Consider the following 12,800-nt stretch of genomic DNA (forward strand, 5'->3'; position numbering starts at 1 on the left):
GGTCGCCGACGCTTCGGTGTTGATGTCGTCGATGATGTGGTAGCCGGCGTCGATCGCGCCGTACCAGCCATCGGGCTCCGCCGATGCAGCGCCGGCTGCGAACAGCCCCGCGGCAGCGACACTGGCCAGAAGTTTCAGCTTCATGGTGTCCTCACACTCTTGGTTGATCCGAAAGCCCGTGCGTTACCGCGAAGGCGCTCGAAAGCCGAACGGTATTGCAGTGCAGCGGTTCCCCATTTTGGCGCTGAATGTGTCCACTGTGGCGCCGTTTCAACACATAATGCCTTTCTCGTCGCCCAAGCCTCGGAAACTTGGTCATTTTGAAACATCAAAATCCGGACGAGTTTACAATATGAGACGATAAAGACGTCGTTTCGAATCACTCAAGTCGCCAGCAAGGCCCGGACGTAGTCATCGCGCCAGCGCGCGACGTCTGTGTCCCGCACGACCTGCATCAGCGCCTTCCACTTCCGGATGCGTTCCGACAAGGGCATGGTGAGAGCCTTCTGGATCGCCTCGGACAACTCTTCGCGGCTGAAGGGGTTGACCAGGAGCGCCTCCCCCATCTGTTCGGCCGCGCCCGCGAAACGCGACAGGATGAGGACGCCCGGATCATCCGGGTCCTGAGCCGCCACATATTCTTTGGCCACCAGATTCATGCCGTCGCGCAGGGGCGTCACCAGGCCGACCCGCGCCGCCCGATAGAGGCCCGCCAGCTGGTCGCGGCGAAAGGTGCGGTTCAGATAGCGGACCGGTTGCCAGTCCATTTCGGCGTAGGCGCCGTTGACCCGTCCCGCCAGAGCCTCCAGCCGCACCCGCATGTCCTGATACGTGTCCACCTCATCGCGCGAAATGGGCGTGACCTGCAGCAGGAAAACCTGACCGCGCTGGTCGGGGTTGTCCTCCAGGAACTGTTCATAGCCCAGCAGGCGCTGCTCCAGCCCCTTGGAGTAGTCCAGCCGATCAACCCCCACGATCACCGAGCGAAAAACAGCCGAGGCCGCCATCCGGTCATAAGTGCGTTGTCCCAGCGGAGAATCGCGCGCCGCCAGAAAGCCGTCCACGTCGATGCCGATGGGGAAGACCCCGGCCCGGACGCTGCGGCCGAAAGCTTCGAGACGGCCGTCGTCCAGCACCCGGCCGCGCGCCTCGACCTCGACATAGCGCTGGAACAGCCCCAGCCATTCGCGCGTCTGGAAACCCAGCAGGTCGAAGTCGAACATGGATTCCACCAGCCGACGGTGATGCGGCAGCGTCACCAGCAACTGACGCGCGGGCCAGGGCGTGTGCAGGAAGAAGCCGATGCGGTTGTTCACGCCCAGCCGCCGCAGATCCCGCGCCATGGGGATCATGTGGTAGTCGTGAATCCAGATGACGTCATCGGGCTCGAGCAGCGGCTCGAGCACCTCGGCGAAGCGCCGGTTGGTCCGCTCATAGCCCTCGCCGTAGGACCGTTCATAAGCCGTCAGGTCGACCCGGTGATGAAACAGGGGCCACAACGTCTTGTTGGCGTAGCCGTTGTAGTATTCGTCGACGTCCTGGGGCTCCAGGTCGACGGTGGCGACCGTCACGCCGGCCCGGTCCTCGACATTCAGTTCGCCGGTGAAATGTTCGACCGTCTCGCCGGACCAGCCGAACCACAGCCCCTCATACTTCCGCAGCGCCGCCGACAGGGCCATGGCCAGGCCTCCGGCGGAACCCGCCGCGGGGTCCTTGGGCGCCGAGACGCGGTTCGAGACGACAATCAGGCGGCTCATCGGGCGTCCGTCCACGAGCGACTGAGCAGGACCGCGCAGTTGATGATTCCGACCAGGGAATAGGTCTGCGGGTAGTTGCCCCACAGCTCGCCGTCCTGGATCGAGATGTCCTCGCTGAGCAGGCCCGCATGGGTGCGGCGGCTAAGCATCTCCTCGAAGATGACGCGCGCCTCCTCGACCCGGCCGTTCAGGGCCAGGGCCTCGATGTACCAGAAGGTGCAGAAGTTGAAGGCGGTCTCCGGCTCGCCGAAGTCGTCCGCGTGGGCGTAGCGGAACAGGTAGGGACCGCGCTTCAAATCGCGCTCGACCGCCTCGAAAGTCTTCACCTGACGCGGATCGTGGGCGTCGAGGAAGCCCAGGTCCGTCATCTGCAGAAGGGCGGCGTCCAGCTCCATCCCGCCGAAGCTGGCGGCGAAACGGCCTTCGTCGGGCAAGTAGGCTTCGGCTTCGATGCGCTCGCGGATGATGCGCGCCCGCTCGCGCCACAGCTCGCAGCGGTCGTCCAGACCCAGATGATGCGCCGCCCGGGCCAGGCGGTCGCAGGCCGCCCAGCACATGACCGAGGAATAGGTATGCACCCGGGCGATGGTGCGGAACTCCCACAATCCGGCGTCGACCTGATCGTGCATGGCGAAGGCGCGCTCGCCGACCTTCTCCAGGGCGCGGAAATCCTCGATCGTGCCGGGACGCAGCAGGCGATGATCGAAGAAGGCCTGGACCAGAGGCAGGACGATCTGGCCGTAGACGTCGTGCTGAAGATGCTCGTGCGCCTGATTGCCGACGCGCACCGGCTTCATGCCGCGATAGCCTTCGACGCTGTCGACGATACGCTCGACGATGGCCGGCTCCAGCCCTACCCCATAGACCGGCTGGACATGCCCTCCCGCAGAGGCGTCGACCAGATTGCGCAGATAGCCGAGGTAGCTCTCCAGGATGTCCACCGCGCCCAGCCGGTTGAGCGCCCGCACCGTATAGTAGGCGTCGCGGATCCAGCAGTAGCGATAGTCCCAGTTGCGCCCGCTTTCGGGGAATTCCGGCACGGAGGTGGTCATCGCGGCGACGATGGCGCCGGTCTCTTCATAGACGCACAGCTTCAGGGCGATGGCGGCGCGGATCACCGCTTCCTGCCAGTCCAGAGGCAGGTAGAGGGTCCGGGTCCAGTGCTTCCAGTGCGCGATGGTCAGGTCCAGGGCGGCGTTGACGCCCGCCAGGACCGATTGGTCATAACCTTCATCCGGCCCCAGGAAGAAGGCCATCTCCTCCTCCAGACGGAAGGTCCGCTCGTTCAGCACATGGCTGACCGGGCAGTTGGTGGTCAGCCGCAGGGTCACATCGCTGCACAGATAGCGGATGTGGTTGGAGCCCGAGGTATGCTGAGCGCGGCTCGCGCCCCAGTCGGCCGAAGGGCGCAGGCGTATGGTGACGCGCGGCGTTCCGACCAGCGGACGCACCACGCGCGCGAAGGCCACCGGGCGGTAGATGCGCGAATGCTTCAGGTGGCGCGGGCAGAAGTCGATGATCTCCATCGCGGCGCCGTCCGCCGCCGTCAGCACCGTCCGCAGGACGGCGGTGTTGCGGACGTATTCCTGCTCGACGGAGACCTGGCCTTCCAGTTCGATCGCCCAGAAGCCGTGCTCGGGGGCGGCGCCGTCCATGAGGGCCGAGAAGACGGGATCGCCGTCGATGCGCGGGGCGCAGGCCCAGACAAACCGCCCCTGACGGTCGATCAGGGCGCTGACCGAACAGTTGCCGATGGGCGCCAGATCCAGGTTGGGCGTCATGCGCGCGCCTCCTTCTCCTCTGCGGCGGAGGAGGCCAGGGCGCCGAGCCAGTCGAGCACCGCCTCCACATTCTCCAGCCTGTAGCGGGCGGCGGTGGGCCGCTCGGGGCCCACCAGGACGCCGAAACCGCCCAGCGCTTCGGCCGCCCGAAAGCCGGCCTCGTCGGTCAGGTCGTCCCCCACCATGACAGGCGTGGCGCCGTTGAAGGGCGGCTCGGTCATGAAGGCCGCGACCGCGACGCCCTTGTCCGCGCCGGGGGTCTTGAGCTCCAGCACCATCGAGCCCGGCTGAAGCGTCAGGCCGGTCTGATCCGCCAGGGCTGTCGCGAGGGTCAGGGCCGCAGCCGCCTCGTTCGGGGCCTGACGGAAGTGCAGCCCGGCCGACAGCCCCTTGTCCTCGACAATCACCCCGGGGCGACTCTGGGCGAAATCCTCAAAGGCGGCCACGGCGGTCCGCACCGAAGGCGCCGGAGCCCGCGCGCTCAGGGCGCCGTCGGCGCGGCGCCGCTCCAACCCATGCACCCCGGACGCCGCGCTCGCCGCGCCGTCGACGATGCGGTCGATCTCCGCCAGGGTGCGGCCGCTGACGACGGCGACCCGCCCGCCCAGGGCCTGTGTCAATTGCGTGAGGGTGCGGGTGCGACGCGGCTCCGGCCCCACGGCGTCGGGCGTCGGCGCTAGGGGGGCCAGCACCCCGTCCAGATCGAGAAAAAGCGCAGCCTCGGCCAGTCGGGCAGGCGGCGCGGGCAGTCGAGGGCAGGCGAGCCCCTGTGGTGATGACATACGTCTCAAGATTCTTTTTCTATCCCCAGGACGTATTGCAACGCATGAGGGTCGCTTTGGTTGTCATTTATTCATCGACCATTCACCCGCGACGGCGCCATTGTATCGAACTCGCGAATGAGGCATTTGCCACTGCGCTATGAAGAGCCGCCGAAGCGGCCCTGGCGTCTGGAGCCGTCATGACTGCTTTTTCCGCCCCCTCCTCTCCGGAACAATTGACCGCCATGTCCGATCGGGCGCGCGAAGTCGTGCGCCTGAACATAGAGGCGCTGGAGGCGCTGGAGCGTTCGCTGGATTCCTCCACCGCGCGCGCCGCCGACGTCATCCTGTCGCGTCCCGGTTATGTCGTGGTGACCGGCATGGGCAAGTCGGGCCATATCGGCGGCAAGATCGCCGCCACCCTGGCCTCCACCGGGACCAATTCCTTCTTCGTTCACCCGGCCGAGATGAGCCATGGCGACCTGGGGATGCTGCGCCCCGACACGACGCTTCTGGCCATCTCCAACTCGGGCGAAAGCCGCGAACTGCGCGATCCGCTGCTCTTCTGCGCCCGCAACGACATTCCGGTGATCGGCGTCACCCAGAGGCCCCAGAGTTTCCTGGGTCGCCATTCGGACGTCTGCCTGACCATGCCCAAGGTGGCCGAGGCCTGCCCCAACGGCCTGGCGCCGACGACCTCGACGCTGATGACCCTGGCCATGGGCGACGCCCTGGCGATGGTGCTGATGGACCGTCGCGGCTTCACGCGCGAGGATTTCGGCCTGCACCATCCGGGCGGGGCCTTGGGCATGAGCCTGCAGACCGTGCGCGAGTGGATGGGCGATAACGCCGCCGCCCCGGCCAGCGTGCCGCTGGACGCGGACTTCAGCGCGGTGGTCTCGGCGATCACTCAGGGGCGTAAAGGAGCGGTCGCCGTCTTGGCGCCGGACGGAGCTTTGGCCGGCATTATCACCGACGGTGATGTGCGCCGAGCTTTCGCCAACGACATCTCGACCCTGCGCGCCGCGGACATTATGAGCCGCAGTCCAATCGTCGTCGATCCGGAAGCGCGGATGAGCGACGTGGTCGATCTGCTGACGGCGAACAAGATCAGCAATCTGTTCGTTATCGAGGAACGCCGTCCGGTCGCCATCATCCATATCGCCGAACTGATGCAGGCGGGCTATGTGTCCTGAGACTTGGGGAGACCTAGGCGCGGCCTGGCGTCATCTGGACATCGAGGGCGTCATCTCGCCTCAGGCGCCCGAAAGCCAGCGTTAGACAGCCGCCAGTCCCGTCGCCGCCGCCAGCAGTTCGATCGATCGCACGCGGGCGGACGGGTCCCAGATCTGGCTGGTGAGCATCAGCTCGTCGGCGTCGGTCTGGGCGATGAAGGCGTCGAGAGCGGCCTTGGCCGTCGCTGGCGCGCCTACCGCCGAGCAGGCCAGGGCGGCGTCGATCATGCCGCGCGCCGCGCCGTCCAGCCGCTCGTAATAGCCCTCGACCGGCGGCGGCAGTTTGCCCGGACGGCCGGTCCTCAGGTTGACGAAGGCTTGCTGGACCGAGGTGAACAGCAGGCGCGCCGCCTCATCCGTCTCGGCCACGAAGGCGTTGTAGCCCAGCATGACATAGGGCTTGTCGAGATACGGCGACGGGCGGAAGGTCCGGCGATAGATGTCGAGGGCCCGCATCATCTCGCCCGGCGCGAAATGGCTGGCGAAGGCGTAGGGCAGGCCCAGATGCGCCGCCAGCTGGGCGCCGTAGGTCGAGGAGCCGAGGATCCAGATCGGCACGGCCTGACCCTCGCCCGGATTGGCGATGATGCGCTGATCCGGCGTGGCGGGCGCGAACCACTGCATCAGCTCCATCACATCCTGCGGGAAGGCGTCATGGTCGCCCTGAAGCGTGCGGCGTAAGGCGCGCGCCGTCGCCTGATCCGATCCGGGCGCACGACCGAGGCCCAGGTCGATCCGGCCGGGATGAAGGGCGTTAAGGGTGCCGAACTGTTCGGCGATGACCAGGGGAGCGTGGTTGGGCAGCATGACCCCGCCGGCGCCGACGCGGATGGTCTTCGTCGCCGCCGCCACCGCGCCGATGACGACGGAGGTCGCGGCGCTGGCGATGCCCGGCATGTTGTGATGCTCGGCCAGCCAGTAGCGGTTGTAGCCCAGCCTCTCGGCGTGGCGGGCCAGATCGATGGTGTTGGCAAGCGCCTGGCCCACGTCGGAGCCTTCCGGCACGGGGGCGAGGTCGAGAATGGACAGAGGGATCATCCGACCGATATGGGGCCGCTTTTCAGCGACGCCATACCGGCCGTGACGATCATGTCGTTATCCGGCAGGCCGCGATCAGGCGGCGGGGCAGTCGCCGATGCGCTCGGCCGTCATGGTGACCTTGGTCTGGGCCATCTGCGGCGTCGGCGCCGGGTCCATCTTGGTGGTGACCTCGGTGACGTAGCGGCTGTTGAAATCGCCGGTCACGCGGATGGTGGAGTCGGCCTTCATATTGCCCGGCAGGGTGCAGGTCGACGTGGCGACCATGGCGTCGCCCTGACGCGCGAAGGGCTGGGTGGTGCAATCAGCGCCCGGCTGCTGGGTGTTGGCCGGAGCCTCCAGCTTGGCTTCCTTGATGCAGACTTCCTGGGGCGCGATGGCTGCGCCGCCCGGCATGCCTTCCATGGCGGTGGACACGCGCCACAGGCCCGGCTTGGGCGCGTCGAGCGTCGCCGCAGGAGCCGTCGAGGCGGTCTCGGCCCCGTCGGCGGCCGGGGTTTCGGCCTTGTTGTTGTTTCCGCAGGCCGACAGACCCAGCAGGCAGGCGACGGCGACGCCGCCGATGATCGCTGAACGCATGGAGCGCTCCCCTCTCGTTAAGAACCGAGGGGACAACGCCGGTCCGGCTTAACGGTTCACGCCAACGTGAGATTCAGTCGAGAACGACGCCGGTGGTGCGCATGATCTCCGCGCGCAGTTCGGGCAGGCCGAAGCCCTTTTCCGAGGAGGTGACGGCGACGTGCGGATAGGCCGCCGGGCGTTTGGAGATGGCTTTCAGCGTCGCCGCCTGGACCTTTTCGGCCTCGCCCTTCTTCAGCTTGTCGGCCTTGGTCAGGACGATCTGGTAGGAGACGGCCGACAGGTCCAGCGCATCCAGGGCCTCGTCGTCCACCTTCTTCAGGCCGTGGCGGGCGTCGATCAGCAGATAGACGCGTTTCAGCGTCACCCGGCCGCGCAGATAGTCGCGGCCCAGATCCTGGAATTTCTTGACCGTGGTCTTGGACGCCTTGGCCCAACCGTAGCCGGGCAGGTCGACCAGGCGCATCCGCCCGTCCAGGTCGAAGAAGTTCACCTCGCGCGTGCGGCCCGGCTCGTTCGAGGCGCGCGCCAGCTTGTGCATCCCGACCAGGCCGTTGATCAGGCTGGACTTGCCGACGTTGGAGCGCCCGGCGAAGGCGATCTCGGGCAGGTCCGGCGTCGGCAGTTGCTCGATCTTGGCGCAGCCCATGATGAAGGTCGCGGGGCGCGCGAACAGGATGCGCGCCGCCTCGACCTCGGCGTCCGAGTATTCTCCGACCTTGGGCTCGTCCGAAGCGTCCAACCGATCAGGCCTTCTTGAAGCGGGCGATGAAGCTGTCGATCGGGTTCTCGGCGCCGAAGCGATGCATGATCACATACTGCTGGATGATCGACAGCACGTTGTTCCACGCCCAGTAGATCAGCAGGCCGGCCGCGAACGGAGCCATGATGAAGGTGAAGACGATCGGCATCAGGGCGAAGATCTGACGCTGCATCGGGTCCTGCGCCGGCGGGTTCATCGCCATCTGCAGCCACATGGTGAAGCCGTAGACGAGCGGCAGGACGCCCAGGTGCAGCGGGCCGTTCAGAATGCCGCCGAGGATCGGCAGGGTGGCCGGGTCCCACGGCACGGCGCCGAACAGGTTCCAGATCGTCGAAGGGTCGCGCGCCGACAGGTCGCGGATCCAGCCGAAGAAGGGCGCGTGACGCATTTCGATGGTCACGAACAGCACCTTGTACAGGGCGTAGAAGACCGGGATCTGCACCACCATCGGCAGACAGCCCGCCAGCGGATTGATCTTCTCCCGCTGATAGAGGGCCATCATCTCCTGCTGCTGCTTCTGCGGATCGGAGCCGTGCTTCTTCTTGATCTCCTCCATCTTGGGCTGGAGGGTCCGCATCTTGGACAGGCTCTCGTAGGACTTGTTGGCCAGCGGGAAGAGGATCAGCTTGACCACGACGGTCAGGGCCAGAATGGCCAGGCCGAAGTTGCCCAGAACGCCGTAGAAGAACTCCACCACCGTGAAGATCGGACGCGTCAGGAACCAGAACATGCCCCAGTCGATGGCGTAGACGAAGCGCGGCAGGCCCAGCGATTCCTCATAGCCCTTCAGCACTTCGGCGCGCTTGGCGCCGGCGAACAGACGCTGGGTCTCCTCGATCTGGCGGCCCGGCTGGATGGTGTGGGTGGCCCCCAGCATGGCGGCTTCGTGGATGTTCATCCCGTCGGCGTCGCGCACCGAGAAGCGGCCTTCGATGGCCTCGTCCTGGGTCGGGATCAGGGCCGCCAGCCAGTATTTGTCGGTGATGCCCAGCCAGCCGCCGGTCGAGTCCTTCTCGATGCGCGGCTTCTTGGCCCAGTCCTTGTACTTGACCTGTTCGGTGGTGAACTTGCCGTCCGAACCGAAGGCGCCGATCGCGCCCTCGTGCAGGATCATCTGCTTGCCCAGGTCGACCGGCACGCCCTGGCGCTCGACGCGGCCGTAGGGGGCGATGGCGATGGCCTGGGTTCCCAGGTTGGCCACCGTGTCCTTGACCGTGAACATATACTGGTCGTCGATCGAGACGACGCGGGTGAAGCGCAGGCCCGAGCCATTGTCCCAGGTCAGCTCGACCGGGGTGGTCGGCGTCAGGGTCGAACCCTGGGTCAGGCGCCAGACGGTGTTGGGGCCGGGCACGCCGCCGGGGACGTTCGGGCCGCTCCAGCCGAACTGGGCGAAATAGGCGTGCTCCATGCCCTGCGGGCGGAACAGCTCGACCGGGGGCGAATTCCTGTCGAGCGTTTCCTTGTAGTTGGTCAGGTACAGGTCGTCGATGCGCGCGCCCTGCAGCGACAGCGAGCCCTTCAGGGTCGGGGTCTGGATCGGCACGCGCGCGACCGTGCCCAGGGCCTCGGCGCGCTCCTTGATGAAGACGCCCGGCGCGGCGCTCGACGGCGTCAGACCGGCGTCGGCCGAAGCCTCGCGCGCCTTCTGCTGCTCGGCGGCGACGACCTGGGCCTGGCGACGCGCCTCGGCCTGCGGGCGCATCACCATGAAGTAGTAGACGCCCATGATCAGGGCCGCGCACACGAAGAAGATGATGGTGTTGCGCGAATTCTGGTTCTGCATCGGGATCAGCGGTCCTGGTCGGCGGGGCGCGGGTCGGGGGCGACGCGGGCGGTCGAAGCGGCCCGGTCTCCCATATCGGAAGCCGCGCGCGGGGTTGCGAGCCTTGTAAGGGCCGATTTCACGTCGTCAAGCAAACGGTCCCAGTCGCGGTCCGCCGTGCCCATCCGGGCGATGAATACATAGTCGCACCCGGCCCGGCCGTGCAGCGGGGTCAGCATGCGGGCGGCCTCCCGCAGGCGCCGCTTGGCGCGGTTGCGGATCACGGCGCCGCCGATCTTGCGGGTGGCGGTGAATCCCAGGCGCACCGTCGGGTCGCCGTCGGCGCGATCCAACTGCTGGACCACCACGGCGCCGCGGGCCTGGGAAACGCCTTTGGCGGCCGCCAGAAACTGGGGCCGCCGCAACAGGCGATCGATTTTCATCAGATCGGTCATGCGCCCCGCCCTGAAGGGAAATGGGCGCGTGACGTCAGGCCGTCAGGCGCTTGCGGCCCTTGGCGCGGCGACGCGCGACAATCTTTTGACCGTTCTTGGTGGCCATCCGAGAACGGAAGCCGTGACGGCGCTTGCGCACGAGTCGCGACGGCTGATAGGTCCGCTTCACGGTCGGCTCCGGGTTACTGGGGTTGGCGACAGACACAAGCGTCAGCCGCGAGAGAGGCGGGCGTATAAGCGGCGGCAGGACGAGAGTCAACGCCGAAGCGGCTTTTCCACATCGCCGACAGGGGCGCACGGCGTCTGGAAATACGCTAAGGATGTCAGGAAGAAGAGGACGGAGCGCGGCTTGGACCGGGTCAAAAGATTTCTGCCCCTGGCCGTGCTGCTGGCCGCCGTCGCCCTGATCTTCGGCATGGGCTGGAATCGCTATCTGTCGCTGGACACCCTGCGCGAGCATGGAACGGCGCTGGAGGCCCTGACCGCCCGACATTATCTGTTGATGCTCGGCGCGCTGATGCTGGTCTTCGCCCTGCTGACGGCCAGCGTGGTTCCGGGGGTGGTCTTCATCACGGTGACGGCGGGCTATCTGTTCGGTCCGTGGGTCGGGGGCGTCGCCACCGCCTTCGCCGCCACGGTCGGCGCCCTGGCCGTCTACTATGTGGGGCGCACCGCCCTGGGCGATTCCCTGCGCCGCCGCGCCGCCGCCGATACGGGCCTGCTGAACAAGGTCTGCGCCGGGGTGGACAAGAACACCTTCTGGTACGTGCTGGTCGCGCGCCTGGTCGTCACCGTGCCGTTCCACATGATCAATGTGGCGGCGGGCGTGATGGCGGCGCCGCTGCGGCCCTATGTGATCGCCACCTTCATCGGCCTGTTGCCCGCGCACACCATCTATTGCTGGATCGGCGACAGCCTGCACGACGTTCTGGTCACGGACCCGAATACCGACATTCGGAGCCTGTTCGCGGAATTCCTCTGGCCTCTGATGGGGGTCGCCTTCCTGTCCATGCTGCTGCCCCTGTTGCTCAAGCTGGCCCAGAAGCTGCGCGCCCGTCCCCGCATGGAGGCGTCATGACGGAGCGCGAGGCCCTTCCGACCGGCCTGCAGACGCCCATGGCCCCGGCGACGCCCGCCAGGACGCCTGCGGCCCTGCCCGCCCGGTGGAGCGCCCTGCGCCGGCGGCTGAAGCCGCGGGCGCCCGACGGCCTGTCCAGCCGACTGCTGCTGCTGACTGTCGCCTTCACCCTGGCGGTCGCCGCCCTGATCATCGTGCCCAGCGCCGCCTCCTTCCAGGAGCGGTGGCTGATGGACCGGCTGCAGGCGGCCGAACTGGCCTCGGTCGGGGTCGAGGCCCTGCCCTATTCCGCCGTCGAGGATTCCACCGCCGAACAGTTGCTGAGCATCGGCGGGGTGCAGTCGGTGGTCATCGGCGAACAGGGGGTGCGGCGTCTGCTGCTGCAGGCCCCCAACCTGCCGCGCGCGCCCGAACTGATCGACCTGCGCCAGCGCAGCGTCGGCGCCCGGCTGCTGGACCCGTGGAAGACCCTGTTCGGCCACCCCGACCGCTCGCTGCGGGTGCAGGCGGCGCCGCGCTATCGCTCGGGCGACCTGATCGAGATCCTGGCCCCGGCCCAGCCGCTGAAGAAGGAGCTGGAGAGCTTCCTGGTCAACAGCCTGATGATGTCGCTGCTGATCGCGGCGGTGGCGGGCGGCCTGCTGTACGCCGCCCTGTCGATGCTGGTGCTGCAGCCCCTGCGCCGCGTCACCCGCTCGATCGAGCGTTTCGCCGCCAATCCAGAAAGCCCGGCCGAAACGCCCTCGGACCGCAAGGACGAGATCGGCCGGGTCGAGCGCGAACTGGCTCGGATGCAGGAGGAGGTGCGTCAGTCCCTGCGCTCACGCGCCCGTCTGGCGGCGCTGGGCGAGGCGGTGGCCAAGATCAACCACGATCTGCGCAACATGCTGACCTCGGCCCAGATGGCGTCCGAGCGGCTGTCGACCTCGTCCGATCCCCTGGTGGCGACCGCCCTGCCCCGGTTGGAGCGGGCGCTGGGCCGCGCCTCGACCCTGGCGCGCAACGTCCTGGCCTACGGCAAGACCGAGGAGCCAGCGCCCCAGCTTCAGAAGATGCTGCTGGCCCGCGCCGTAGCCGCCGCCGCCGAGGACGCCGGGCTGGAGCCCGACGGCGTGCGCCTGGTGCGCGATCTGCCCGCCCGCTTCACCGTCAACGCCGATCCGGATCAGTTGCACCGCATCCTCGTCAATCTGATGCGCAACGCCCGCCAGGCCATCGAGTCCGCGGCCGGAGGCCTCAACAAGGGCAAGGGCGCGATCACCGTCAGCGCCGAGCTCCGCGACGGCATGGCCGCCATCGGCGTGCGCGACGACGGTCCCGGCATCCCGCCGCGTCTGGCCGACCGCCTGTTCGAACCCTTCGTCAGCGGCGGCGGGGCCGACGGCACAGGCCTGGGCCTGACCATCTCGCGCGAGCTGGCGGCCAACCACGGCGGCGCCCTGGTCCTGCTGGACACCGGCCCCCAGGGCACGCGCTTCGAGCTTCTGCTGCCGCAGTGAGGCTCAGGCGCAGCCTTCCCCGTTCCGGAACGTTGTTTCCATCAAGCGTCGGAAGCGCCAAGCTTGCGGCCTTTCGCATCCTCGCCCTG

At 67.5% G+C, this 12,800-nt stretch carries 12 protein-coding genes; 3 read left to right on the plus strand and 9 right to left on the minus strand.

Annotation, left to right across the window (positions count from 1 at the left end; translation table 11 throughout):
- Positions 1-383: 383 nt before the first annotated feature.
- The 3 genes from ACWGL1_RS02380 to otsB are packed head-to-tail and all read right to left on the minus strand — an operon-like array spanning position 384 to position 4,320.
- Positions 384-1,757: an alpha,alpha-trehalose-phosphate synthase (UDP-forming) gene (locus ACWGL1_RS02380; protein ID WP_291782986.1), complete on the minus strand. Its 1,374-nt coding sequence runs from the start codon at positions 1,755-1,757 to the stop codon at positions 384-386.
- The gene (locus tag ACWGL1_RS02385) at positions 1,754-3,538 is read right to left on the minus strand and encodes a glycoside hydrolase family 15 protein (RefSeq protein ID WP_452111071.1); all 1,785 of its coding nucleotides are present in this window, start codon (positions 3,536-3,538) and stop codon (positions 1,754-1,756) included. Before ACWGL1_RS02385 ends, ACWGL1_RS02380 begins: the two co-directional genes overlap by 4 nt.
- On the minus strand, positions 3,535-4,320 hold the full coding sequence (gene otsB, locus ACWGL1_RS02390; RefSeq protein ID WP_452111072.1) for a trehalose-phosphatase: 786 nt from the start codon (positions 4,318-4,320) through the stop codon (positions 3,535-3,537). The genes ACWGL1_RS02385 and otsB overlap by 4 nt, the downstream gene beginning before the upstream one ends.
- Positions 4,321-4,499: 179 nt before the next feature.
- Between otsB and ACWGL1_RS02395 the strand changes: the two genes are divergently transcribed.
- Positions 4,500-5,495: a KpsF/GutQ family sugar-phosphate isomerase gene (locus tag ACWGL1_RS02395; RefSeq protein ID WP_452111073.1), complete on the plus strand. Its 996-nt coding sequence runs from the start codon at positions 4,500-4,502 to the stop codon at positions 5,493-5,495.
- A gap of 81 nt (positions 5,496-5,576) precedes the next feature.
- Here the strand turns inward: ACWGL1_RS02395 and ACWGL1_RS02400 are convergent, their stop codons facing one another.
- From ACWGL1_RS02400 to rpmH, 6 genes are all read right to left on the minus strand, one after another.
- Entirely contained in the window at positions 5,577-6,572 is a 996-nt protein-coding gene (locus ACWGL1_RS02400; protein ID WP_452111074.1) for an LLM class flavin-dependent oxidoreductase, read from the minus strand.
- 75 nt (positions 6,573-6,647) lie between these two features.
- On the minus strand, positions 6,648-7,151 hold the full coding sequence (locus ACWGL1_RS02405) for a DUF3617 domain-containing protein (RefSeq protein WP_291782971.1): 504 nt from the start codon (positions 7,149-7,151) through the stop codon (positions 6,648-6,650).
- A gap of 73 nt (positions 7,152-7,224) precedes the next feature.
- On the minus strand, positions 7,225-7,893 hold the full coding sequence (yihA, locus tag ACWGL1_RS02410) for a ribosome biogenesis GTP-binding protein YihA/YsxC (protein ID WP_312218592.1): 669 nt from the start codon (positions 7,891-7,893) through the stop codon (positions 7,225-7,227).
- Between the two features lie 4 nt (positions 7,894-7,897).
- Positions 7,898-9,700, minus strand: coding sequence for a membrane protein insertase YidC (yidC, locus tag ACWGL1_RS02415; protein WP_291782964.1), 1,803 nt, complete (start codon positions 9,698-9,700; stop codon positions 7,898-7,900).
- Between the two features lie 5 nt (positions 9,701-9,705).
- The gene (gene rnpA, locus ACWGL1_RS02420) at positions 9,706-10,134 is read right to left on the minus strand and encodes a ribonuclease P protein component (RefSeq protein ID WP_338576993.1); all 429 of its coding nucleotides are present in this window, start codon (positions 10,132-10,134) and stop codon (positions 9,706-9,708) included.
- Between the two features lie 34 nt (positions 10,135-10,168).
- A complete protein-coding gene (gene rpmH / locus ACWGL1_RS02425) occupies positions 10,169-10,303 on the minus strand; it encodes a 50S ribosomal protein L34 (RefSeq protein WP_003164000.1) in 135 nt (44 codons plus the stop codon).
- A 180-nt stretch (positions 10,304-10,483) separates the two neighbouring features.
- Between rpmH and ACWGL1_RS02430 the strand changes: the two genes are divergently transcribed.
- Together ACWGL1_RS02430 and ACWGL1_RS02435 are read left to right on the plus strand one after the other, a co-directional pair.
- Positions 10,484-11,212 carry a TVP38/TMEM64 family protein gene (locus ACWGL1_RS02430; protein WP_452111075.1) on the plus strand — a complete coding sequence of 243 codons (729 nt, stop codon included), beginning with the start codon at positions 10,484-10,486 and terminating at the stop codon, positions 11,210-11,212.
- A complete protein-coding gene (locus tag ACWGL1_RS02435; RefSeq protein WP_338577016.1) occupies positions 11,209-12,711 on the plus strand; it encodes a sensor histidine kinase in 1,503 nt (500 codons plus the stop codon). The genes ACWGL1_RS02430 and ACWGL1_RS02435 overlap by 4 nt, the downstream gene beginning before the upstream one ends.
- Positions 12,712-12,800: the final 89 nt, after the last annotated feature.

The organism is Brevundimonas sp. NPDC055812, assembly GCF_053616535.1.